Consider the following 25,397-nt stretch of genomic DNA (forward strand, 5'->3'; position numbering starts at 1 on the left):
GAAATGAAAATGAAACTCACCTTACTGGCCGCTCTGATCAGTTTTATTGTACCTGCATTGGCAGACGGTGATCCTGTAGCTGGTAAAAATGTCTTTAAAAAATGTCAGGCCTGCCACACAATTGATGGTGCCAATCGCGTCGGCCCGACTTTGGCTGGTATTGTCGGACGTCCTGTAGCGACAGCTGAAGGCTTTAAATATTCCCCAGCCATGACAGAATTTGCAAATGATGGCAAAAGCTGGGATGAAGATTTGCTGATCCAGTTTTTAAGTGCACCGAAAGCTACAGTCAAAGGCACATCAATGGCGTTTGCCGGTGTGAAAAAACCGCAAGACTTGAGCAACCTGATTGCTTATTTAACTGATCCTGCAAAAGCCAACTGATAAGCGGAGAGAAAATTGTACAATTCGTGGCGGATATTACGGGTAAAAGCTATAGCGCTTGCCGCGGTATGCTTGCTCGTCTTCCAGTCACTGATTATTGCGTTTGCCGCTTCTTATGCTGCCGCATCGCCTGTGCTTGACGCATTTGGCAACCCAATTTGCATAACATTATCCTCATCATCCGACACCTCAACAGATCAGGATGATCGTCCGCTCATTCCTGATTGTTGCAGTGTTAATTGCAGCATGTTTGCATCAGAAAATTCTGCTGGGCCCACCAGTCACTGGCTTTTTAATCCGCTGCCTTCTGACGCTGCAAGCTTTAGTTTGGTAAAAGGATCACCATTAAATATTTCTGCTGTCGCAAGCAGACCCGGAAGCCCGCGCCCCCCCCCTCAAATTATGTAATTGCCAATAACAGGCCAAAGCGGTGCATCTTCATCTGATGATCATCAAACTCTCTACCAACCTTTCCCCCGTCTGACGACATAAGATACCAGCAAAACTCGGTCTGGCTATCGCATGTTCTAATGCCACAACACTTGCCGGAAAACCGGTCAAATTCTTATGGGAATCTGAAAATGATCAAAAAACTAATAACTGCCTCCCTCATGGCTACCATCAGCAGTTCTACAGCTTTTGCCCATGTAAGCCTTGAAAAAACTGAAGCGCTGGTCGGCTCAACCTATAAAGCAGTTTTGCGTATTCCGCATGGTTGTGAAGGCAAACCGACCAATGTCGTGCGTGTGAAAATTCCTGAAGGTGTCATTGCAGTCAAACCAATGCCAAAAGCCGGATGGGAACTGGAAAAAAAACGCGGTCAATATGGCAAAAGCTATGATTATTACGGCACTGCAACTACCGAAGGTGTCACAGAGGTTATCTGGAGCGGCGGAAATATCGGTGATGACGAATATGATGAATTTGTTTTGCGTGGTTACTTGACTACTGACCTGAAAGCCGGAGACATGCTCTATTTCCCTGTTGTGCAACAATGCCCGGGCGATCTGGCGGAACGTTGGATTGAAATTCCGGGAGATGGCCAGACATCCGATGATCTGGAGCTACCAGCTCCAGGACTTAAACTGCTGGAAAAAACGAGTGGTCACTAAAAACAATGATTACCGGCGCATCAATTGCGCCGGTCTCATCTAATACTAAACCGAGAGCTTCATGCCGAGAATATCTGATCTATCCCGCTTCACACGCCTTGGCTCAATCAGCCTCTTTTTATGGTTGATTTTGACAACATTAGCATCAGCACATGCTTCTCTGACAGGCACGACGCCTGTTGATGGCGCGGTGACGGAATCTGCACCGAAAAATTTTAGTCTGGCATTCAGCGAGCCTGTTTCACCACTGGTTTTAAAGCTGATCCGGCCGGACGGATCGGCGGTGGAGCTGAAAGAATTTACTCTCCATGATCAAACACTTGATATCGTCGCGCCAAAAGATTTGGATAACGGAACCCATGTGCTGACATGGCGGGTGGTCTCATCAGACGGTCATCCGGTTGGTGGTTCAGTTGTTTTTTCTATCGGCGCAGCAAGTGCAGCCCCGCCACAATTGGTGCAAAGTACTGATCTTACAATCAGCAGCCTTGTTTGGTTTGGCAAGCTTCTGCTTTACATCACACTCTTTGTCGGCATTGGCGGTGCTTTTGCTATTCACTGGTTATGGCCAGCTCAAAAGCCTGCACGCGTTTTTATTTTTTACGTTCTTGGCGGCGGGCTTATTGCCACTATCTTATCGCTTGGTTTGCAAGGGTTGGATGCGCTGGGCTCCGATCTGACACATTTCTTTGCCCCACAGGTCTGGCAAACAGGAATAGAAACCAGCTACGGGCAAACAGTTTTTGCGCTTGTTGGCGCAGTTATCATAGCTTTTTTATCTTTATTGATAAAAAGCAAAGGTTTAGCTCAATTTTTTTCACTAAGCGCAGTGCTACTTGGTGCAGTTGCACTTGCACTTTCCGGACATGCCAGCGCAGCCCCGCCACGATGGCTTACCCGTCCATCCGTCTTCCTGCATGCACTGATGATCACCCTTTGGATTGGTGCACTTATTCCGTTAGGCTTAGCACTTTGTCGCAACAATGATGATCTGAGAGATGGTCTGCGCCGCTTCTCAAACTTCATCCCATTTGCGCTTATCATCTTGATTGTTGCAGGGACCACGCTGACCATCATTCAAGTGGAGCATCGCGCCGCTTTGATTGGTACGGCCTATGGCAAATTGCTCATCGCAAAATTAGCTGTTTTGTTCTTACTTTTTTTACTGGCCGCTTACAATCGCTGGAAATTGACCGACCCAGTGATGCATGGAGATGTGCGCGCCAATCATAAACTTGCCCGCGCTATTATAATTGAAACATTGCTGGTTTTTGTCATCTTTGGCATTGCCTCGGGCTGGCGTTTTACGCCGCCGCCGCGCTCTATAGCGATCGCTGAGGCACAACCGGCTGAAATACATATTCATACAAACAAAGCGATGGCGGATGTCAAAATCACACCGGGACGCAGCGGTCCTGTCAGTGTTTCCGCCATTTTGATGGACGGTGACTTCGCGCCTTTGGAAGCACAGGAAGTTACTTTTGTTTTCTCTCAACCGGAAGCAGGCATCGAACCTTTTAGCCGTAAAGCAAAAAAGGCAGAAAATGGGAGTTGGCAATCTGATGATGTGCTGCTGCCTTTGGCTGGAAAATGGAAAATACGCCTCGATATTCTCATCAATGATTTTGAACTCGCCCGCTTGGAAGAAGATATCCAGATCCGTCCATAACGGGTTGCGCACAAAGGAATAATCATGTCTGTCAATCAGTATTTGCAGCCTCTATTTATCGGGCTTGTCATGACCATTGGTATTTATGGTAATCCGGCAAGTGCAGCTGAAAATGATAACAGCCCCGCGGCCATCCGCCATGTTTTGATGGAGATGTTTGACCAGCCGGAACAGAGGCTGACAGTGGCCCCTGTTGTCATCAAAGGCGATATAGCACTTGCCGGATGGGCGCAGGGTGAAACGGGCGGACGGGCATTGCTGCGCCAACAAAAAGGCCAGTGGCACATCGTTTTATGCGGTGGTGATAGCATACGTGAAGCAAAGGCTTTGCAGCAATTTGGTTTGACTGTTGACCAAGCAGAGGAAATGGCCAAATCAATCGTTAATGCAGAAGCAAAACTCGACCCTGCTTTGGTGCAGAAGTTTTCTTTGTTTGACGGTGTGATGGTGATGAATGATGACGGCAGTCATCCGCCAGTTCATTAAATATTTAGTCTCTTAAATCCGCTGTTTGCCATGAAAAACAGACAGCGGATTAGTAATATAAACTGACTTAAAAACGTAACGTCATTCCGCCAATGATTGTGCGCCCGCGACCCAGTTTACGCGTATCCATATATTGTGCAGGTTTATAAGCGACATTGCTCAAATTCTCGATATTGACGAAGAAAGTCGCATTTTCATTATATTTGTAGGATGCGAAAACATCTGCCAAAGTATAACTGTCGACATCAACCAGCTCGGGACCAAATGGCGGCTTGAGTGCTTCACTTTTACCGATATGACGCACTTGTGCCCCAATAGTGAGTTTTTCATCCAATGCACGGAAACCTGCATTCACAGTCAATATGAAATCCGGCAGATTATTGATGGCACCCACACCATAATCACCTGACCACATGCCATATGGCAGTTGTGTTTTTGTTTTTGCATATGAAAGACCAGCAAAAGCAAAGCCGCTGTCATAATTGGCTTCCAGTTCGAAACCTCTGATACGGGTTTTTCCCGGAACATTGATGAACTTCAGACCAGGTAAGTTCGGCATCGAGTAGGCGCCGGAGGTAATGTAATTTTCAACATTATTGTTGAAATAATTAGCCTTCAACAACAACCTGTCATTGGCTACCAGCAGGTTTTTTTCAACCAAATTGACACCAAGCTCCCAGCCTTTACTGCTTTCCCCCTCCAGATCGGGATTCGGTGTGATGTCAGAAGGTGTCGCACTATGGGCACCGGGGAAAAAGGTTTCGGTAACACTCGGCGGACGGAATGTTTTGGCGTAAGTGGTATAAAATTGCAGCCCCTCAAGAGGTGTTACAGCCAATGTCACACGAGGATTGAAACTTGATTGGTTACGTTTAACCTCTTCGGTCGTCGTGACGCCATTGATTTTCTTGACGACATCACCGTTCAACTGGAAATGATCATAATGAAATCCGGTGGTCAGATCGAACATACCATAGGTAAAGGTTGCATCGGCAAATACGCTTCCGATGCCAAGCGTACCATCACCCGGCCCGCCAGTTCCCCAAGCCTGACCTGTTGTCACATCATCATGATAATAGGCTGCACCCGTAGTTAGCTTCAAACCGATATCATCAGTTAGCGCCAACTGACTGTTATTGGTTACATCAATGCCTTTGCCTTTATCGCGATTGAATTGGCCTTTATAGTTGCCTTTAATAAAACGAACCCGTGCATCATTATAAAAAGCATTAACCGTCAAATTGATCAGATCGCTGTCGGGCGTGTAATTATAACGTGCTGTATAGGTCTGGTTGCGATAATCCTGCGGCTCGCCACGGATGGCGGAAACATTATCATACCAGACACCACCCAACAGCAATTTATGATCCTGACCATCGCCCAGCTCCAGTTTTGCCAGACCAGACTTCAAGTCTTCGATCATATTATTATTGCGCAGACGATTACCCTTTTCATCAACACCGCTAAGCGGGGCGCCTGAATCACGACGATTGAAAGCACCCATAATGCCCACACCGTTCATGCGCATTCCGCCAGCCACCAATTTTGACCAGTTATATTCATTATTACCGTATTTAATGGTGGTCATGGCACCATATGAGTGCCCTGGTAAAATCACGTCATCAATGCCAATGGTACGGAAATTGGCCGCTCCACCTAATGCGCCGATACCTGCCGCTCCGCCCAAAGCGCCTCGCCCGATATCCATGCCGGCGATCAGATCTGTATCTATGAAAGTAGAGCCACCAGAAACACCATGCCCCATCACACGGATATTTTGTCTTGCCCCATCAATCATCATATTGACGCGACCATAACCTTCCATGCCACGAATATTGACCGCAACACCGGCGCCGGACATTGCTTTACGGGTAAATGTGCCCGGTGCCGACCGCAGCGCATTATCAAGGTTGCCGGCATTGCGTTCCTGTAAAGTTGCGCCGTCGGTTGTCGTAACGGCTGCTGCCGTACGATAGGTGCCTTCTTTATCCGAAACCAAACCGCTCATGCTTGAGCTTGCACGCGAAACTGTAATCGTCTCCAACTGAATAGCAGAGCTATCGCTTGTTGCTCGTTCAATTCCATCTTGGCGCATCAGAGTAAATGAGCGCGAACCATTCTGCCTGAAACCGTAGCCTGTACCGCTCAACATTTGTGCCAAAGCTTGGCTGGCAGACATATCACCTGTTACGGATGAGGCTTGCACGGAAGGCGACATTGTACCATCGGCGATGATATTCAATCCGCTTTGAGCGGCAAATTTTACAATCGCCGATGCTAAAGGCTGTGCGGCAATAGAAAACTGTATCGTTTTGCCTGTAGATACCAGCCGATCTGCCCTATCTTGTGCTTTAGCTGGAGTGACTTGCAAAGCTAGCGCCGTAACAGCAACGGTGCAAAGCAGCATTTTAGCCAGAACTGTGGCTGATATTCCACCATTCAACCAGCCATATTTTACTAAAGCGTGATATTGTTTTTGGGCAGGCATCTCATGTCTCCGGAGGTGAAAAATCTTCGTCTCGGATACAAGACGGAATGCCCCGCAGTTTTTATGATAAAAAAATTCATATTTATTAAAAATTATTTTTTGAGCCGAAAAGACGTTTTTTTCAAGATCATGCGCGATAAATGAGAGTGCCGATCAAAGGGATAAAACGCGTACGAATTGGCAGAGATCCGGCGAGCTGGGGAACAATATCAGCAATATCGCTAATATTAACAATCAAAGTAACTTGATGGTTTGAAAGCCCTCCATCAATCAACCGTAAACGCACCGGGCTCCAACGGTTCAACTCTTGTAAAACCTCGGCCAAGGGACGTGCAATAAATATCAGCTTGCCATTTCGCCATGCCAGATCGGTTTCATCATCCGAGGGTGTGGGCGGATTGATTATATTATTCGCATAAATCAATTTTTCACCTGCATGCAGGGTTGCGGTTTGATGCGCATAATCAATGCGCACTGCATGTTCGGTCACAATAACACTGGCCTGATCATTGAGTACAGCAACATTAAATTGTGTTCCCAATGCCGTTATTTGTGCCTCAGCTGCCTTCACGACTAATGGCTTGTCGCTACGCGCTACAGTGAAATAGGCCTCACCATAATGCAAAATGACAATGCGTGCTTTTGCATTAAAATCGACCGAAACAGCGCTTTCACCCGAAAGCTCAATGATAGAGCCATCAGCTAATGTAAACTGTCTGATTTCTCCGGTCAGTGTTTGATAATCATGCCCGCGATTTTTCAACCAAATCGCTCCTGAACCACCACCAATAACGGCCATGAGAGCTAATTGGCCAAAAAGGCGCCGGTTGATCGTTGCAGTGGATTTCTTATTGCGCTTGATCGCTGACATATGAGTGAGGTTGCCCCACATGCGGGCTAGCTGCGCATAGGCTTCAGCATGTTGCGGATCAGCTTCCAGCCAGTTTTGATGTTTTGCCATCTGTTCGGCATCGGCCTGCCCGTCGCTAAGCATCGAAAACCAGTTGATTGCTTCCTGCATCAGTGGATCAATCGCTTCTTCTGCCTCCGTGCTCCAATTTGTATTAAACAAATCCGGATGAGGCTCGCGCGCTTTGGACGATTTTACCTCGGTCATCGCTTTTTATCCGTCGGGCTTATATGCATCTTTTGCAACCTGTATTGCAGGTGCATCATAATGCGCCCCCATTGGCTATAAGCCGTTTGCAACGGAATATTCAATTCTTTGGCGATGTCTGCAAAAGTTTGTCCATCCAATCGCATAAAATAAATTTGGCGAACAGCTTCAGGTATTTCAGCCAATGCCTGCTCAACAAGCTGCATAGTTTGCTTGAAAATGATAAGATCATCAGAGAGCGGCGACGGATCGGCGATCATCTCAATTAGCAAACTGTCATAGGCTGAAAACGGTAAGGTCTTCAGATGACGTGCATGATCAATTTGCAAATTTGCAGCTATTCTATAGAGATAGGCTTTATGATGAACCAAGGACGGATGCGCACTATCTTTCTTTTGCGAAATCATCAGACGAAGAAATGCTTCCTGCGTCAGATCGCATGCAACATCATGCGAAGAGCCACGACGTTGTAAAAAACGCTGCAGATCTGCACTATAGCTTCGAAAAAGTGAAGCAATATCCCACATCATCAAATCAACAGATTTCCATCGCAGCCATAAAAGCTGATATCTTCAGAACTGAACGGGCTTTTAATAAACTTGACCATTTAATGCAAGTTTATATCCGGCACTGTCCAAAATATTCGCTGATTGATGTAATTTATCTGCATCACGCAATGCTAAATTTATGAGACAGGATGCAGAGTGCATCTCACCTGCACCCTGTCACTTATTACGTTTTTCAAGCAAATACGGACTTAAAATCAAGTTCATAGCCGAAAGCGCGCGGGCCTACAGCCGCTATACCAGCAGGTGATGTTAAAAGCGCTGGTGCCGGTAAGGCGATAACACTCACCCTTTGACCGTAACGCACAGATTCCGTACCAATCGCACCGCCCGACATTGTATCCAGCAAGCATAATAAATCCGGTGTCATCGCTATCGCTTTTTTATCACGAAAAGCAACCGCCCATTCATTTTGGAACGTCAGCTCCAGATTTGAGCCTTTATCAGCGTCAATACCTTCAATCAGCGTTCGGCCACGCAAGAAGCCGCCGGTTGTCTCTCGCGCAACATCAACAACCTTGCCCCTGAACAATAATTTGCCGCCCTCATAATCGAGCACTGCTTGAACCGGATCGTCATGTCGGGCGCGGGCATTGATAACTGTGCGTCCAAGTTCAGTGGCTTTGGTCACCGTATAATGGATGCCCCATTCTTTCACCTCGCGCCCCGTGCGCGGCGCTTTACAGGTGGCAGCCGTCGAGCCCACTTCCGTGCAGACCGAGCGCGAAACACGTTCCATCCATTTCCAAGAAGCCGCCTTTGTGACAATCACTTCATTATCACGCACATCCACCAAGGAGAGCGGATACATCGGCAAATTTCCGATAGCAAAAGAGGTCATCTGTGCTTCCGGATAGGCACGCCCCATCGCATCAGCGTTTACTACCGGACGATCAAGCATGGCACCGGTCAGAAATGACGACAAAGCATTGGAGCCTCCAATTTCAACACTCATAACAGCGCGAAATTTCTTGCCCAGATAATCTTCCATCACTTCCACAGCACGCGCCAGATGTGCCGGATCGCCCAAGCGCTCCTGCCCCACTAGAGGCGCACCCATTTTAGAAACGACGGCTACCATATCGTTGTCATCGAGATCCATCGGATCCATGATCTGAACGCGCTTGCCTTGCTCATAAAGACGGCGCAAGTTCAGCGTTGAAAGATAAGGATTTCCGCCGCCGCCGGTTCCTAAAATCCACGCACCTGTTGCCAATGGTTCAATATCGTCCAAAGCAAAGTCTTGAAGCATAATTCACCTGTTTCATGCAAAAAACAGGCTCCGTGAGAACGGAGCCTGTCTGATAAAAGTCGGTTAGTCTTTGGTGCAATCCCAATGGAAATTGGAGAAGTTCAGATCCCAGCTTTGCATCGGAATGAACTGATAGCCTTGCAAACATTTGCTTGCACCCAAACGACGATTTGGCGCCACAGCCCAGACATCCGGCTGCAAATCGACGATTTTCTGCTGCAATTCCTTATAAATTGCATTCTGCTCGGCCACATCGGTTGTGGCGCGCGCCTTGTCGATCAGGCCATCGACTTCAGCATTTTGCAACCATTCCATCGACATCCATGTGCCGGATGCTTTGGAGTGGAACTGATTATAGAACATCGCATCCGGTGATGGATAAGTCGGCGACATATTCACCTGTGTTGAGGCAGGTGTGGTTTCCGGCTTGGATGACAGTTCGACAATACGGTTCCACGGCTCAGGCTTAATATCAAGTGTGATGCCGATCTGTTCGAGATTGGCCTGCATCATCAGTGCCACTTCTGCTTCAAATGCAAGGGAGGCGACATAGCTGTTGACGAGCTTGATTTCCTGACCCGCATATTTGGATTTTGCCAGTTCTTCCTTGGCCTTTTCAAGGTCAAAGACGCCCGGTTCAATCGCATCATTATGCGCATCTTTAAAGGTTTGAGACAACGGGCCTTGCATGTCAAAACCCGGATAGATGATTTCATGAATGGTCTGGTAATCCGTGGCATATGCAATGGCACGGCGCACATGAACATCATCCGTTGGATAGGTCTGTGTATTCAGCTTGATGATGAAACCGCCGGCTGTGCGGGTCTGCAACAGCTTGTACCCAGGCATACGGGCAATGGATTCATAAGTTTCGTTGCCAAGACCATGAGATGTCAGGCCAAGTTCGCCTTTTTCAGCCAGCGCTTTGACGGTTGCATCATCGCTTGTCTGGACAAAGCGCACCTGATCAATCGGTGTCCCCTTGTTCCAACCAAGGAAATAATCCGGATTACGGGTAATGACCATATCAGCGGAACGGTTATAGCTTACCAGTGAGTAAGGGCCCGAACCGGCAGAATGTTCGCCAACATAGGCTTCGCCCCATTTGTCGTCGCTGGCCGCATTGGCAGTGATGAGCTTTTCATTGAGCGCTACCATGATCGGTGTGACCGCCATAAATGGCGAGAACTGGCGATCAAGTTTGAAGACAACCGTCTGATCGTCCGGTGCTGTAATATTTTCCGGTTTCAGCAGATCAACGATCAGGTTGGACGGGCCTTTGTTGATGCCGATCAGACGCTGAACCGACCAGGTAATGTCGGATGCTTTAACTGGCGTGCCATCCTGAAACTTCACATCGTCACGCAAGTGGAATGTATAAGTCAAACCGTCTTCCGACACATCCCACGATTTTGCCAAATGCGGTACAATCTCACCGGACGGGCTCACGGTTGTCAGGCCGTCATACATATTCACAACAGCCATATAACCGGTGTAATCGGTAACTTTTGCCGGATCAAGTGAGCTGAAAATCTGCATCGTATTGACGGCGATAGAAACCTTGTCGTCAGCAGATGCTGTCGAGATCAAGCTTGGCAGAGCGATTGCAGCGCTTAAAAAAAGCGCTGCAAGGCGTGATTTACAAGTTATTTTTTTCATCAAAGTTCTCCTCTATTCTTGCGGGTTGTCCCGCTTTTCGTTAATCAGCTTTGGGCTTAAATGCTGGCAGTGGCGAATATTGAACATCCGGATATCCAAAGGCTGCGGGGCCAACCACTTCCAAGGCACGTTCGGTGCGCAACAGATCGTGGCAAGGGATCGCTACAACTGCGATGCGCTGGCCATAACGCAGCATTTCCGTTGTGATCGGATAACCGGTATCCACATCCAACAGCACAATCAGATCTGGTACGCAGACTTCAACCTTGCCTTCACGGCGGAAAATCAGAAACTCGTTTTGAATAGCGACATCAGCAGTTTCACCATTCCATTCGTCAAAACCGGCAAGTGCAATATCGCCCACCGCAAAACCGCCGCGCAAATGGCGTTTCAGATCGGTGATTTTGCCATTGAAGATGCGACGGCCGCCTTCAAGCGCACAAATGGCAGCAATCGGATCTTCCTGAAATTTACGGGCTTTGATCACCGCTTCACCTAAAGCAATTGCCTTGGTGTAGCTTTTCGGAATGCCATATTGATGGACATAATGCGCCTGCATCGGAGCCGTTGCCAGCATCGCGCCGCCACCTTGTGCCACCACGCAGGCCCGCGCCATGCGCTCATGCCAAACCTCAGAAGCCGCATGACTGAAGACCACTGAATTGCCATGCAAATCACACATGACGGATGGTGTTGAACTATGGCCATAAATCGAGAAAGTGGTCATTTGCATTTCAGGAAATGCACGTCCCATGCCGTCACAATCAAGGATTGGCAAACCACCAAGAGCAGCGGTCACAAGCGGGTTCATTGAATTGGCGCCACCAATTTCTTCACAAACAACCGCATCAATTGAAGTGCGGATCAGCTCTTCCATAGCACGCAGGCAACGAACACCTTCGCGGCCTTCACGCAAGCGCTCAACGCCGACAACAGGCGCACCAATACCGCCAATCGACATGCAAAGTGCATCCGGTTCGATCTTGTCGGTTGCCAGAATTTTCAGCTCATAGCCTTCCTTCATGGCTTCAAGTGCCAGAAGCTTGCCCTGATAAGGATTGCCGCCGCCGCCAGTGCCTAAAATGCCCGAACCAATTTCCAGTGCGTCCAGATCTTCACGCGTCAAAACGCGTAAATCAGCTTCATCATATTTCAATTTGCGAGCCTCAGGCATCATAGCTTCCCATTTCTCCAACAACTTTCACATGAATGCGGGTGGCATTGCCCGGCAAATAGGCAAGCGGCATATCTTCACGTTCAATGACTTCCAAAGTATCGGCCATTGCGCCGGCAGCAATGGCCTTTTCGCGAGCTTCAGCTTCAGCCTCTGCCAATGCGCTTTCACGGGTGCGACCTTCAATAAGAGTGAAAATACGGTCGGTTTCACCACTGATCTGGGCAATGGCTGCACCAACAGCATTGGCAACTGAGAAGTTTTCCGGACGGATAACATTCAACTCGCCAACCTTTTCAGGCATCAAAATCGAACCGCCGCCAACAGCGATGACTGGTACAGGTGCCGATGAAATGCGGCTGCGCTCAACACAAGCTTCCAGCATCTGGTCAATTTTTGCTGCGGCTTTTTCGATCAGTACTGCATCGGTTTTCTTCACCAATGCAGCATCGCCAATATCTGTTTTGCCGGTCGCTGCGGCAATATCGGTTGCAGTCAAAGTCGAGCCGCCAAAGCACAAAGCTTCTTCTGCAACACGGTAGCCGACAGATTTAGGGCCAACACTAACCGCATCTTCTTTTTCAACCACCAAAGAGCCGCCACCAAGCCCGATGGAAAACACATCCGGCATACGGAAATTGGTACGCACGCCACCAATATCAACTGTGGTGGAAGCCTGACGCGGAAAGCCGTGCGACAGCGAGCCGACATCAGTTGTCGTACCGCCAATATCCACCACCACCGCATCTTTGAGACCAGTGAGGAATGCTGCACCACGCATAGAATTGGTTGGCCCCGATGCGAATGTCAGCACCGGAAAGGCACGAACGACATCAGCAGCCATCAAGGTGCCGTCGTTTTGGGTAATATAGAAAGGCCGGTTGATACCGGCGCTGCGCAAAGCTTTGCCAAATGCTTCCACCGTATGGTCGGCCAGTGACAACAGGCTTGCATTCATAATCGCCGCACTTTCACGCGCCAGCAAACCATGTCGGCCAATATCTTTGGACATCACAACCGGCAGTCCCGGACAATGTTCCTGCAAGATTTCTTTGGTACGCACTTCCATCGTATCATTGATGCCGCTGAAAACACCTGTTACAGCCGCCGCCTTCAAGCCTTTGGCACGAATTTCTCCGGCAATGCGGATGATTGCATCTTCATCAAGCGGCGAAATTTCACGGCCATCAAACTCATAGCCACCTTTTACTTGGTAGGCGTGATTACCGACAATTTCACGCAAATCATCCGGCCAATCCACCATTGGTGGCAAACCTGCACCGGACGGCAGACCTAAACGGATTGCAGCCACCTCGTCCATATGACGGCGCTCAATCACCGCATTGGTAAAATGCGTGGTTCCGATCATCACCGCGCCGATACGGCTGCGATCAATGCCAGACACCTCAATTACTTTTTCCAGCGCCTGAATAACACCGGAGGTTACATCTTTGGTGGTAGAAGCCTTCACCCCTGCCAAAACCGTTTTATCCTGTAATATGACAGCATCCGTATTGGTGCCGCCGACATCGATTCCAACGCGATACACGCTCGTTTCCTCTTCCAATCAATCGGTTGTTTTTACAAGGAATTGCATGCGCTCTTCCTCCGTCACAGTTGGTTTCAGGCGCTCTTCCGCGTCTGTTACCACCGGAATGGCGGCAATCAGCGCACGGGTATAAGGGTGTCGGTGCTGGCTAAATACATCTGCCGTTGCACCCTCTTCCACGAGTTCACCCCGCAGCATGATGGCAATGCGTGAGCAGAAATTGCGCATCAAAGACAGATCATGCGAGATCATCAGATAAGTGAGCCCCAGCTCTTCACGAAGCTGCAAAAGCAGATCAATGACCGTCTTTTGCACCGACACATCAAGCGCTGCTGTCGGCTCATCTAAAATCAAGATTTTAGGCTCAGCGGCCAGCGCACGCGCAATTGCCACGCGTTGTTTCTGGCCACCCGACAATTCATGCGGATATTTGCCTAAATATGACTGCGGCAACCGAACAAGCCTCATCAGCTCTTCCAGCCGAGCTTCAAGCCTAACCTTATCCATGCCGATTGATTTTAATGGCAAGGTTAAAGTCTGCCGGACTGTACGTTTCGGGTTCAAAGACGTGCCCGGATTTTGATAGACAATCTGGGTCAGTCTTTTACCACGTTCCGGTGTTGACGCATGAATGGTGACGTCACCGGTGGTTGGCTGTGACAGCCCCATGATGATACGGGCAACTGTGGTTTTACCGGAGCCGGATTCACCGGCCAGCCCGTAAATCTCACCTTCCTTCAAACTAATACTGACATCACGCACCGCATGATAGCCAGCACGGCGCCCGTAAATTTTATTGAGCTTGTCGATGGTGATGATCGGCTTGCCCGTTGTCTGCGCAATCGTTGTGACCTTGTCACCATAGAGCGGCGGCACAGCAGCCAAGAGTGATCGCGTATAGTCTTCGCGCGGATTGAGCAGAATATCCGTGCATTTCCCCGTTTCAACAATATCGCCATGATGCATCACCACCACACGATCGGCGACTTTACGCACCACACCGAGATTATGGGTAATCATCAACAATGCCATATTTTCTTCGGCAACCAGTTGGTTGATCAGATTGAGGATTTCATCCTGTGTCGTCACATCCAGTGCCGTGCCTGGCTCATCGGCAATCAGCAATTTCGGTTGATGCAACAGCGCCAAGCCAATCAGTACTCGCTGGCGCATGCCGCCGGAAAGCTCCGACGGATAGGCTTTCATGATGCGCTCGGTATCTGCCAATTGCACACGTTTCAGCACGGCGGCAATACGTTCGCGGCGTTCCTTTTTAGAGGATTTAATGCCGTTGCGTTTATCAGCAAAGCGCATCACATCATCCAAGTGCGTGCCGATGCGGAAAACTGGATTAAACGATGAAAGCGGATCCTGCATAATCAGTGAAAAAGCCGAACCTTTGAGCGCATCACGCTCATTGCGGTTCATCGTGAAAACATCACGGCCATTAACAAAGATTGCACCAGAAGTAACATTTGCGTTTTTCGGCAAAGTGCCAATAATTGCTTTGGCTGTAACGGACTTGCCAGAACCTGTTTCACCGATCAGCGCTACTCGTTCGCCGGCAGCAACGGTAAAGCTCACATTTTGCAAAACCTGACGGCTGCGGCCATAAGTGGTGAAGGTAACATTGAGGCCTTCGACTTTAAGAAGTGGTTCTGTCAAAGCTCAATTCTCCACATCAAACATATCGCGCAATCCATCACCTAAAAGGTTGAAGCCAAGCGTCACATAAAGAACGGCAAATCCCGGACACAAGACTTCCCACCAGAAATCCGGCATGAACTGACGGCCATCGGCAACCATAGACCCCAGATCAGGAATGGGAGGTTTGACACCAAAGCCAAGGAAGCTGAGTGTTGCTCCAAAAAGGATGACAAAAGCCGCATCCAATGTGGTTTTAACCGAGATAACCGACACGCAATTGGGCAGGATTTCACGGAAAAGTATATGCAATGGTCCAGCACCGGCCAGACGTGCCGCCTCAATATAATCTTCAGATGCCACCGATTTTGAAACCGCATAGATCAGGCGTGCATGCCATGTCCACCACAGCAAAGTGATGGCAATCATTGCGTTCATCAAGGTTGGTTCCAGCAAATTGGAAACAGCAAGCGCCATCACCAATGGTGGCATCGCCAGCATGACATTGGTCAGACCGCTGATGATCTTCTCAGTCCAGCCACCAAAATAACCGGCAACCAACCCCAGTACTGCACCAATTGGCACCGAGATACCAAGCACGCCAATGACCAGCAATAATGAAATGCGAAGGCCAAAAATAGTACGGGTAAAAATATCACGTCCGGCCTTATCAGTCCCAAACCAATGTGTCAGATCAGGCGGCAGATGCCTTGCACGAAAATCAACAACTGCACCGATATGCTTCGGATAAGGTGTTACCCAAGGGGCAAAGATTGCCAGAAACACCACAGAAAGCAGAATGAAAGTACCAATGACGGCCGCTGGATTATGAGAGAAACGGTACCACATCATATAGCTGGCACTCAGTCCGCGATCATTGGCATCAAGCATTTTAATGTCGGCCATCAGCGAGCCTCCTTATGACGAAGACGCGGGTCAATGATCGAAATCAGAATGTCAACGATCAGATTGGCAATGATAAAGAATAAGCCAGCCACCAGCACCACAGCGGTGACAGCATTCAAATCTTTTTGCAGGATAGAGTTGAGGCCATAGGACGCAAAACCACCCCAGGCAAAGATCATCTCGATCACAAAGGCATTGCCGATGAGAGATGCAAATTCGAGCCCCATAATTGTCAGCGGCGCAATGGACGACAGTTTCAGCAAATAACGAAAAATAATCACACGCTCCGGCACACCAAAGCTTTGTAAAGTCAACACATGGTCTTTACGCTGATTTTCAATCATTGATGAGCGGGTGATACGGGTAATCTGTCCGATACCAGCCATTGAAAGGGCAAATGCCGGTAGTGCCAGATGCTGAAAAGCACTCGCCACCACATCAAAACGACCAGCCAGCAAACCATCAAGAATGAGAAAGCCGGTCGGACCGCCGTGCCAATTCAGATTATGATCGATGCGGCCAATAATAGGCCAATTGTTCAAATAGCGTGCAGCCAGCAATTGCAGCGTAATCGCAAACAGAAAACTTGGAATAATCACACCGGTCAGCGACAATACACGACCAATATGGTCAAGTGCCCGGTCACGGTAATGCGCTGTGATAACCCCTAACGGAATTGCCACAAGAAACATGAAAATGACCGAGACCAGCACCAGTTCAACGGTTGCCGGAACAGTGCTTGCCAGATCGGTTGTTACGGGACGCTGCGAAACAAGCGACATACCCAGATCGCCATGAAAGGCTTTACGGATATATTCCAGATATTGGCCAATCAATGGCTGATCGAGTCCCATCGACAAGCGAAGAGCATCAACCTGCTCAGATGTTGCGGCAGGCCCTAAAGCCATACGCGCAGGATCGCCCGGCACAACACGTGCCAGCATAAAAATCATAACTGACAAGGCAATCATCACCAGAATGAATGTGCCTAATCTCGTCACGATAGCGAATAAAGGGTGTTGCTGCATTGGCGCCTCCTCCTCTGCATCATCATTTCAGACAGTAACAATCTGCGCATGATGCCCAAGGCACAACCGCCAAAAAGTATAGTTTTTTTCAAAATTAGTATAGGTATTTTTATAAGAATATTTTATGAGTTTGAACATGAAAAAAAATCTTCTGCCAAGGCAATTGCTTCGTAAACGCATCATACAAGACACGGCTGCCGTTGTGTTTTTGCGCGCGCCCAGTGGTGCAGGAAAATCTGTTTTACTGGAATTTCTGGCAGAAGATTTTGGAGTAAATATTTGTTGTTCAGCTCAGATTAATAAAAAATATATTCAACAAAACAAGATATTATGGGATGTTCCTATTAATTTAATAGAAGCGGAAATTTTGCCAGATTTAATTGCTGATAACATGCAACTTTATATTGCCTGCCGTCCCGATCAACATATTCGAGGACTAGCACGTCATGGTCTTCATCATGGTGTTACGGTCTATGGTGGCGAGCATTTCAGTTTCAAATCCAGTGAATTGACAGCGCTTGCACCTAAACAGAGACAAATGGTCATGCAGGAATTTGCACAATGGCCATCCTTTCTTCCGCTTGCAAAAAAAATGGATGAGAGGAATTGTATTGCTTATTTGGATGAGGTTTTTTTAGCACAATTCCATCCCGCAGAAATTATCGAATTATCCATATGGCTTGACAATCCCAAGCAGCAAGGTCGTGCGCGTTGGCACAGTTTATTGCCCCCCTCCTTGATTAAAAATTTGGACAAAAATCATCTTCTGCGACACCTTCTCAAGCAAGCAGTAAAAGAAAAACTGGAAGGTTACCGCAAGGATGAAAATCTTTTTGAGATCGCAAAAGCTTTGGAAAAAGCCGGGCAACCGCTTGAGGCTATGCGGCTTTTGCTTGATGAAAATCATGAGCATAATGCTGCGCAAATTTTAAAACGTGCACAAGGCCGCGAGCTTATTTATGAGTCCGATCTGGAGTCATTTCAGGACATCATCATGCGGTTTTCCACGCAGATGTTATCGGATGATGAAACCGTACTTTTTGCAGTTGCCCGCACACTGTTAAAACAAGGGGAATTACAGCGCGTGCGCCACCTTTTGATGCGCCATATGGGCGCTGATTATATCGATCCTCTTAAGGTGCTGACCCGTAAATCACGATTTTCATTCGCAGCTAAAACTTTCCGACTGACGCTGATGATTTCTGAAGATTTAACACCAAGCGATACGATGATATCCAGACTTGGTGAGTTTATGGCTGACTATCCAATGCGCGCCTATGGGCGATGGGCAGGCTATTACAACTCAATTATCGAGTTCGAAGTGCGACGGCGAAATTTTCGTGAAGCAGAGGCGGCCGCCGCGCGTGCATTGATGTATTTAAAACGTAGCGGCGACCGGCCATTATTGGATTTTTTCATCCATTTACATCAAATTGTATTGCGCTTGATGAATGGTGATGTTTTGCTTGCCTGTCAGGCGGCCATTGAAGCCAGAAGCAGGCTGGAACAGGTCTCGCATCCCGCAGTCCAAGAGTTTCGGATGTTACGTTTGGCTGAAGCCTGCCTTGACTATGAAGCAGGCCAACCAGGTGATCTTCTCGCATTTGTAAATAATGAGTTTGAAGCCTTTGCTGCTGCTGAAATATGGCCAAGCCTGATGCAATTTGCTCTTCACTATGCATCACAAATACTGGCCGACAATTTTCCGGTTGCCATTCGCCCCGGCTTTCTGGATCATTTATGGATTCACCTGTCCGAGGGCTTGCAATTTAATGCGATGATGGAAATCCGCACTGCAATTGCTTATCAAAATGCCAATCGTTGGCAAGATGCAGCCTTGACGCTTGCGGCCGTGCGTATGCCGATGGGGCGAACCGGCGTAGAAAGTGCGATTGATGAATTAAGCCGTATCAGCCGCCGCGATGAAATATCATTCGCCATGGCATGGTTGCGTGATGCCGTACACCAATGGACGCCACGTTCTTATTTGCCCAAACAGCTGGATGCTTTATTGGTCAATCCTAAAGTGACCAACCGTGAAAAAGTGGCATTGCAGTTATGGCTTAGCTTTGCAGCCTTTCGGCGCGGGGAGATTGCTGAAGCACGTGCCGGTCTGCTCTCAACCTTGCAAACAACCAAGCGCCTTGGCTGCTACGGTGTCTTGTCAGAAGAACGGATATTTTTATCACCGCTTTTAAAAGAAAAACGCATTCGTAGTTTCATCGAAACATCTCCTGAAGCACAAACGGCATTGACCGTTTTAACCAAAGCCATTGACTCCCCGCAGGCTCGCGCCATTCAAGGCGGGCTGTCACAACGTGAGATACAAATGTTGCAGCTTTTGTGTTCAGGTATGTCCAACAAACGCATAGCCCATACATTAAGCATCTCGGAAGTGACTGTTAAGTTTCACTTAAGCAATCTTTATCGTAAAATGGGCTGCCGCAAACGCAGTGAAGCACTTAAATCGGCACTTGCTCTTGGCTGGATTTAATCGAGTTATGCTATGAGCTAACCGGTATTTTTTAATGTCGGTTAGCTACTATTTTATAAAGCGCATCACCCTTATTGCATACAGGTTTCCAGCACTCAGTCGTTTCTTTTAATCAATCCGGCAACCGGTTTGCTGATTGAAATAATGCAAGTTGGCATATGGCACTGTGAAACGCAGTATATCACCTTCGTTTAAAACCAGTCTGCCCTGCAACACCGTTACCAATGGTTTATCAAGACCTTCCATGCGCACATAGACATGGCTCTCACCACCCACTTGCTCGATCAGTTCAACCAGACCAGAAAGATTAATACCATCATCTTTATGAAGAGAGATATGATCAGGACGGAAACCGACAAGTCCTGCCTGTGCAGGTAAACCGGATGGCAACCGGATGCCTTCAATTGCTGCCAATTCATTGACGGTAAACAAGTTCATCGGCGGAGAACCAATAAAACTCGCCACAAAAACAGTGGCCGGACGGTCATAAAGCTCGATCGGCTTGCCAACTTGTTCAATGCGCCCACCATTCATCACCACTAGACGATCGGCCAAAGTCATGGCTTCCAACTGGTCATGGGTGACATAGACGCTTGTAGTTTTAAGTGCACGCTGCAAACGGCGGATTTCGATGCGCATCTGACCACGTAGTTTTGCGTCCAGATTGGAAAGCGGCTCGTCAAACAAGAAGGCTTTAGGTTCGCGCACAATCGCACGTCCCATTGCTACACGCTGTCGTTGCCCACCTGAAAGCTGGCGTGGTTTGCGATCTAAAAATGCCGAGATTTCCAAAATCTGCGCGGCATTGTTAATGCGACGATCAATTTCTGCGCGCGGAGTGCCACGGTTTTTCAAGCCATATTCAAGGTTTTGACGCACGGTCATATGCGGATAGAGGGCATAATTTTGGAACACCATAGCGATGTCACGTTCTGCCGGTTCCTTGTCATTCACAACCGTTCCGTCAATGCTGATGGAACCGCCGGAAATACTTTCCAAACCTGCAATCATCCGCAGCAATGTGGATTTACCACAACCGGAAGGTCCAACCAAAACCAGCAATTCGCTGTCTTCAATTTTCAGGTTTAAATCATGAATGGCTGTGACATCGCCGGCATATGTTTTATGTATATTTTGAAGGTATATACTAGCCATTCTAACTACTCATTTCATCCGGCACAAATTCGCGCATACAACCAAGCATGTGCAGAATATCGCCTAATTCTTCTGCGCCATTCGCGATATGGGCAGCACCAGCCTTACGCAAAATCATTTCACGGTTCGGTCGCGGATCATTGAGATCAATAAAACCAATCGGCATCATACCGGCCGCAATCGCAGCGCTAATCCCGTGCGGGCTATCATCAATCATGACGCTCGCTTCAGGCCGCACATCATGCAGCACGGCACAATGCAACAGCAGGTCCGGCGCAGGTTTTGGATTTTTAACACTATCGGCACCGTAAACATGGGGTGCCAGATTTTCCCATAATACGGTTCGCCCCAGACTTAATAAAAGGCGCTCATAGCGGCTGTTGGAGGCCACAGATTTTTTAACCTGAAGTGAACGCACCAAATCGGGCATGCCGGCCATCGGTTGCAGATCTTTTTCAAAAGCTTGATAGATCGTTTCACGCCATGATGCGAAGACCGCATCGGTATTAGTCAATCCATATTCATCTTCGCAAATAAGGCGGATGTCGCGTTCGGATTTTCCGGTAAAGTGCAGATGCACATCCATCGGCGACAGATCAACACCGGCACGACGGAGTGCTTCGGACAAGGTTCTGCTCGACAAAATCTCGCTGTCAATCAAAACCCCGTCACAATCGAAAATAACAAGTTCAGGTTTATTCATCATACTGTTTTGCCGGAGCCTCTAACTGCAAGAGCCGTATCTGGGTTGTCGGTGGTTATCTGGCGTAGCCCACAATTCATCCATTTTTCAAGATCAGCTTGTTCATTGGGCACCCAAGCACCCAGACGCGATAACGGTGCGTCAGCAGTAATCTGGTCCCAATATTTGCCCAAAAGTTGTTTTTCAACAGCAACAATGTCGGCAACCGCAAGGCGCGTTTTCAATCCTTCCACCACGCCTTCTGCTTCAGCGTCCGGCATATGGTAAGAATTTAATGTGCGAATATGTGGAGCAACAGCACGAATGATTTTCAACACATCAACGGAAAAACTGGTCAAATAAGCACGATCTGCCAGCCCAAACTTGTCAATTGCGGCCGCAGCCTTTGCTTCCAAACCTTGATAGGCTTGGCCTTTAGCGTCTTTTTTCAGTTCAATATGCAGCTCAAGCTTTGTTTCTGCGTAGATTGCCAGCACTTCATCAAGGGTTGGAATAGTGTCAGTGCTGTTTTTCAAGCGGATTTGACGATGTTCGCCGTCTGATAATTCCGAAACTGGCCCTTGTGCTTCAGCGGTACGATCCAGCAAAGCATCATGCATCACCAACAATTCGCCGTCTTTGGTCAGATGCACATCAAATTCGACACCCTCGACATTCAAATCCAACAGATTTCGAAATCCAGTCAGGGAGTTTTCTGCCCAGAGATTACGGGCGCCACGATGGCCGATAATAAAAGTCATTTATAGTTTTCCTATGAGAAAAGATTATTTGCCAACATCCGTCACGCCTTTTGTCAGCCAGCGCTGCAAGAAGATAACCACAAGCGTCGGCGGCAGCATAACGAAGAAAGAAGCAGCCATGGCAATGTTCCATGCCGGTGGCTCATCAGGCCCTGGCACGAGGCTACGCAACCCAAGCACAACGGTTTTCATATCCGGTGTGGTGGTGAACAATAGCGGCCATAAATATTGGTTCCAGTTGCCGATAAAAAGCAGCACCACCAATGCAGTAATATTTGTCACCGATAGGGGCAGCAGAATATCGACGAAGAATTTCAGCGGTCCCGCATTGTCGATCTTTGCAGCCTCCAGTAATTCATCCGGCACTGTTAGAAAAAACTGGCGGAATAGAAATGTAGCGGAAGCAGAGGCAATCAACGGCAAGATGAGCCCGCTATAACTATTGATCAAATTCCATTGCAGCCCAAGTTCCAGCCGATATCCGGTCGCCAATTCCACCAGCCAACTGATGCCCGTGACGTGGAAAAAATCACGCAATGGCCCGCCCACATCGGCAAGCGCCTCATAGGTCGGGATAATGCGCGCCTCAATCGGCAGCATCAGCGAGATAAAAATGATCCAGAACATTGTCATGCGGAAAGGAAAGCGGAAATAAGTGATGGCAAAAGCTGCCATCAGCGAAACCGTCACCTTGCCGACAACAATCAGCGTCGTGGTGATGATGGAATTGATGTAGAGCTGCGAAAAATCAACCGTTGTCCATGCCGTTACCATATTATTCCAAAACTCACTTTCCGGTAGCAACGGAAAGGGCATTTGTTGCAATCTGGCAAAATCAAGCGAACCGGCGACAAAAGCCATATAAAGTGGCAGGCAGACAATCACCGCTCCGATCAGCAAGATTGTGTGACAAAAGAAGGTCAGAATGGGTGAGCGTTCAACCATGATCAGCCCCCGTAGTTAACGCGGCGTTCAACCGCGCGAAACTGAAAAATTGTGAAAAGAATGGCAATACCCATCAGCACAACCGATTGTGCGGCTGAGGTTCCCAGATCAAGCTGCACAAAACCATCCTGATAAACTTTATAAACAAGCGTACTGGTAGCAGCCGCAGGCCCACCACGCGTCATGGTGTCGATAAGGCCAAAGGTTTCAAACAGGCCGTAGATCAAATTCATGATCATCAAAAAGAAGAAGGTCGGCATGATCAGCGGCAAAGTCACTGTGAAAAATCTGCGCACAGGACGAGCACCATCAAGAGCCGCTGCTTCCATCAATGAATTGGGAACAGACAGAATGGCTGCGACCAGAAAAATATAATCGTAGCAAAGGTGGTTCCATACAGATGCCAGCACCACCAAAATTTGCGCATCCATTGGGCGCAAAGCCGGATTCCACGGCAGGCCGAGATCATGCAAGAAATGGGCGACAGGGCCAACATTGGCATTAAACATGAATGCAAAAATTGTACCGGACGCAACCGGCGCAATCGCATAGGGCAACAAAATAATGCGACGATAAACAGCACGGCCACGGATTACACGATCAGTCGCAAAAGCAAGCATTGCGGCAAGACCAAGCGTAATCACACTTTGCACAACGGTAAGCACAAGAGTGAGCATTGCGCTAAAGCGATATTCAGGGCTGGCAAAGAGACGAATAAAATTATTAAACCCTACAAAAATGACACTCATTCCGAACGGGTCTGTTTCGACAAAAGCCAGTGACAAAGCTTTATAAGCAGGGATGTAGAAGAAAAATAAAAGGATCAGCAATTGAGGTGCCAGCAGCAGAAAACCGGCACCATTTCGTTTATAATGCGCAAGTTTCAAACCGGTCAGCGACGGCGTCGTCAATTTCGTAAGCCAGCCCGAAAACTTAAATTTGCCCGCCTTTTGCTGGCGCAAAAAAGCGCCAGCAGATATGGTCATACTATCATTATTTACCGGCATTGATCCGCTCATACTGACGGAGAACTTCATTGCCGCGTTTGACGGACGAATCGAGTGCATCCTGCACGGATTTCTGACCTGTCCAAACTGCCTGCAATTCTTCCAGCATGATGGCACCGGTCTGGTTGTGATTACCAAAACGGAAACCTCGTGAGTTTTCATTTGGCGTGCCACGTGAAAGCTGCTTGATAGCGATTTCACGGGTTGGATTTTTCTCGAAATAGTCTTCTGCTTTCAAAGCTTCATAAGCAGCTGTGGTAACGGGCACATAACCGGTGGCCTTGCTCCACCAAACCTGTGTTTCAGGCTTAGCCACAAAGTCCAAGAATGCTGCGGCACCCGCCTGCTCTTCTTGAGATTTATTACCAAGCACCCAAAGGGCTGCACCACCGATGGTAGAGTTTTGCGGCTCAACACCCTCTTCATAAGGTAGATAAGTCGCGTTCCATTTAAAATCGGCCGAAGATTCAACACTTGAGTGGCTCGCAGTCGAGTTGATCAAAGTTGCACAGGTACCAGAGGTAAACATTTGCGCCGGGTTCAAGCCCTCACCCGCTACATGCAAAATACCATCATCAATCCAGCGTTTCAGACGTTCTGTCTGCTGCACAACTGACGTTTTATTGTAAACAAATTCAGTATCAAGACCATCAAAACCATTGGACTTGGAGCCAAACGGCTGATTGTTGATGGCGGAATAATTTTCAAACAAACTCCAATGGTAATCAGCAGCCAATGCCATCGGGCACTGGGTGATGTTTTTTTCCTTCAAAACGTAAAGGCGCTCATCAACCTCTTGCCATGTTTCTCCTGGGCCATCAAAACCAGCCTGTTTCAGCTGGTCTTCATTAAACCAGAAGATTGGCGTTGAAGAATTGAATGGCAATGCAGCCGGTTCACCATTCACCACATAGAAACTGGCGACTGGTTCAATAAATTCACCCCAATTGGTTTTATAACCCTGATCCGCCATCAGCTTGTTGACCGGAATAATGGCTCCGGAGTTCAGCATGGTTAGAAAACCGCGCTCTGCCGCTTGCAAAATGGTCGGGTGTTGGCCTGCGCGATATGCAGCAACCATCGCAGCCATTGTTTCTTCGTAATTTCCTTTATGGATACCGACAACTTCATACTTATCCTGCGAAGCGTTAAAATCAGCAATGAGCTCCTGTACGGTTTCACTCAGTTTGCCGCTGATTGCATACCACCATTCAACCTTTATCCGATCTGCGGCAAAGCCCGGCATTGTCATTGCCAGCAGAACACTACCTGCCGCTGTACTGGTCAGGATTTTTTTAAAGAGCGACGTCATATTTGAT

General features: G+C 48.1%; 21 protein-coding genes. 5 read left to right on the forward strand and 16 right to left on the reverse strand.

Annotated elements, in window-relative coordinates; all coding sequences use genetic code 11:
* Window positions 1–3 precede the first annotated feature (3 nt).
* The 4 genes from JNC77_RS14365 to JNC77_RS14380 all read left to right on the forward strand — a co-directional run bounded on the left by JNC77_RS14365 (window position 4) and on the right by JNC77_RS14380 (window position 3,651).
* Window positions 4–384 (forward strand): c-type cytochrome, encoded by a 381-nt coding sequence (locus JNC77_RS14365; protein WP_374833692.1) that lies wholly within the window; start codon window positions 4–6, stop codon window positions 382–384.
* A 581-nt stretch (window positions 385–965) separates the two neighbouring features.
* The gene (locus JNC77_RS14370; RefSeq protein WP_374833694.1) at window positions 966–1,496 is read left to right on the forward strand and encodes a YcnI family copper-binding membrane protein; all 531 of its coding nucleotides are present in this window, start codon (window positions 966–968) and stop codon (window positions 1,494–1,496) included.
* Window positions 1,497–1,557: 61 nt separating this feature from the next.
* On the forward strand, window positions 1,558–3,165 hold the full coding sequence (locus tag JNC77_RS14375) for a copper resistance CopC/CopD family protein (protein ID WP_374833696.1): 1,608 nt from the start codon (window positions 1,558–1,560) through the stop codon (window positions 3,163–3,165).
* A 24-nt stretch (window positions 3,166–3,189) separates the two neighbouring features.
* The gene (locus JNC77_RS14380; RefSeq protein WP_374833698.1) at window positions 3,190–3,651 is read left to right on the forward strand and encodes a copper uptake system-associated protein; all 462 of its coding nucleotides are present in this window, start codon (window positions 3,190–3,192) and stop codon (window positions 3,649–3,651) included.
* A 67-nt stretch (window positions 3,652–3,718) separates the two neighbouring features.
* Here JNC77_RS14380 and JNC77_RS14385 read toward each other — a convergent pair whose 3' ends face one another.
* The 10 genes from JNC77_RS14385 to JNC77_RS14430 form a co-directional block, all read right to left on the reverse strand.
* Window positions 3,719–6,139: a TonB-dependent receptor gene (locus JNC77_RS14385; RefSeq protein WP_374833700.1), complete on the reverse strand. Its 2,421-nt coding sequence runs from the start codon at window positions 6,137–6,139 to the stop codon at window positions 3,719–3,721.
* Between the two features lie 127 nt (window positions 6,140–6,266).
* Window positions 6,267–7,256: a FecR family protein gene (locus tag JNC77_RS14390; protein WP_374833702.1), complete on the reverse strand. Its 990-nt coding sequence runs from the start codon at window positions 7,254–7,256 to the stop codon at window positions 6,267–6,269.
* Entirely contained in the window at window positions 7,253–7,786 is a 534-nt protein-coding gene (locus JNC77_RS14395; RefSeq protein WP_374833704.1) for an RNA polymerase sigma factor, read from the reverse strand. The genes JNC77_RS14390 and JNC77_RS14395 overlap by 4 nt, the downstream gene beginning before the upstream one ends.
* Window positions 7,787–7,997: 211 nt before the next feature.
* Window positions 7,998–9,074, reverse strand: coding sequence for an S-methyl thiohydantoin desulfurase family protein (locus JNC77_RS14400; protein ID WP_374833706.1), 1,077 nt, complete (start codon window positions 9,072–9,074; stop codon window positions 7,998–8,000).
* A 63-nt stretch (window positions 9,075–9,137) separates the two neighbouring features.
* Complete coding sequence (locus JNC77_RS14405) at window positions 9,138–10,733, reverse strand: ABC transporter substrate-binding protein (protein WP_374833708.1); 1,596 nt, start codon at window positions 10,731–10,733, stop codon at window positions 9,138–9,140.
* Between the two features lie 40 nt (window positions 10,734–10,773).
* Window positions 10,774–11,907 (reverse strand): S-methyl thiohydantoin desulfurase family protein, encoded by a 1,134-nt coding sequence (locus JNC77_RS14410; protein WP_374833710.1) that lies wholly within the window; start codon window positions 11,905–11,907, stop codon window positions 10,774–10,776.
* A complete protein-coding gene (locus JNC77_RS14415) occupies window positions 11,900–13,456 on the reverse strand; it encodes a hydantoinase/oxoprolinase N-terminal domain-containing protein (protein ID WP_374833712.1) in 1,557 nt (518 codons plus the stop codon). The genes JNC77_RS14410 and JNC77_RS14415 overlap by 8 nt, the downstream gene beginning before the upstream one ends.
* Before the next feature lie 18 nt (window positions 13,457–13,474).
* On the reverse strand, window positions 13,475–15,121 hold the full coding sequence (gene nikE, locus JNC77_RS14420; RefSeq protein ID WP_374833714.1) for a nickel ABC transporter ATP-binding protein NikE: 1,647 nt from the start codon (window positions 15,119–15,121) through the stop codon (window positions 13,475–13,477).
* 3 nt (window positions 15,122–15,124) lie between these two features.
* Entirely contained in the window at window positions 15,125–16,006 is an 882-nt protein-coding gene (locus JNC77_RS14425; RefSeq protein ID WP_374833716.1) for an ABC transporter permease, read from the reverse strand.
* Window positions 16,006–17,034 carry an ABC transporter permease gene (locus tag JNC77_RS14430; protein WP_374833718.1) on the reverse strand — a complete coding sequence of 343 codons (1,029 nt, stop codon included), beginning with the start codon at window positions 17,032–17,034 and terminating at the stop codon, window positions 16,006–16,008. The genes JNC77_RS14425 and JNC77_RS14430 overlap by 1 nt, the downstream gene beginning before the upstream one ends.
* 136 nt (window positions 17,035–17,170) lie before the next feature.
* On the opposite strand from JNC77_RS14430, the gene JNC77_RS14435 reads away from it, so the two are divergent.
* Complete coding sequence (locus JNC77_RS14435) at window positions 17,171–19,528, forward strand: helix-turn-helix transcriptional regulator (RefSeq protein WP_374833720.1); 2,358 nt, start codon at window positions 17,171–17,173, stop codon at window positions 19,526–19,528.
* A gap of 108 nt (window positions 19,529–19,636) precedes the next feature.
* On the opposite strand, the gene JNC77_RS14440 is transcribed toward JNC77_RS14435, so the two are convergent.
* The 6 genes from JNC77_RS14440 to JNC77_RS14465 are packed head-to-tail and all read right to left on the reverse strand — an operon-like array spanning window position 19,637 to window position 25,390.
* Window positions 19,637–20,683 (reverse strand): sn-glycerol-3-phosphate import ATP-binding protein UgpC, encoded by a 1,047-nt coding sequence (locus JNC77_RS14440; protein WP_374833722.1) that lies wholly within the window; start codon window positions 20,681–20,683, stop codon window positions 19,637–19,639.
* A gap of 1 nt (window position 20,684) precedes the next feature.
* A complete protein-coding gene (locus JNC77_RS14445) occupies window positions 20,685–21,389 on the reverse strand; it encodes an HAD family hydrolase (protein ID WP_374833724.1) in 705 nt (234 codons plus the stop codon).
* Window positions 21,386–22,126 (reverse strand): glycerophosphodiester phosphodiesterase family protein, encoded by a 741-nt coding sequence (locus tag JNC77_RS14450; RefSeq protein ID WP_374833726.1) that lies wholly within the window; start codon window positions 22,124–22,126, stop codon window positions 21,386–21,388. Before JNC77_RS14450 ends, JNC77_RS14445 begins: the two co-directional genes overlap by 4 nt.
* A gap of 24 nt (window positions 22,127–22,150) precedes the next feature.
* A complete protein-coding gene (locus tag JNC77_RS14455) occupies window positions 22,151–23,071 on the reverse strand; it encodes an ABC transporter permease subunit (RefSeq protein WP_374833728.1) in 921 nt (306 codons plus the stop codon).
* 2 nt (window positions 23,072–23,073) lie between these two features.
* Window positions 23,074–24,078 carry an ABC transporter permease subunit gene (locus JNC77_RS14460; RefSeq protein ID WP_374833730.1) on the reverse strand — a complete coding sequence of 335 codons (1,005 nt, stop codon included), beginning with the start codon at window positions 24,076–24,078 and terminating at the stop codon, window positions 23,074–23,076.
* Window positions 24,065–25,390, reverse strand: coding sequence for an extracellular solute-binding protein (locus tag JNC77_RS14465; RefSeq protein ID WP_374833732.1), 1,326 nt, complete (start codon window positions 25,388–25,390; stop codon window positions 24,065–24,067). Before JNC77_RS14465 ends, JNC77_RS14460 begins: the two co-directional genes overlap by 14 nt.
* Window positions 25,391–25,397: the final 7 nt, after the last annotated feature.

Origin of the sequence: Paenochrobactrum pullorum (assembly GCF_041929845.1) — a bacterium.
GTDB classification, from domain to species: Bacteria; Pseudomonadota; Alphaproteobacteria; order Rhizobiales; family Rhizobiaceae; genus Paenochrobactrum; species Paenochrobactrum pullorum.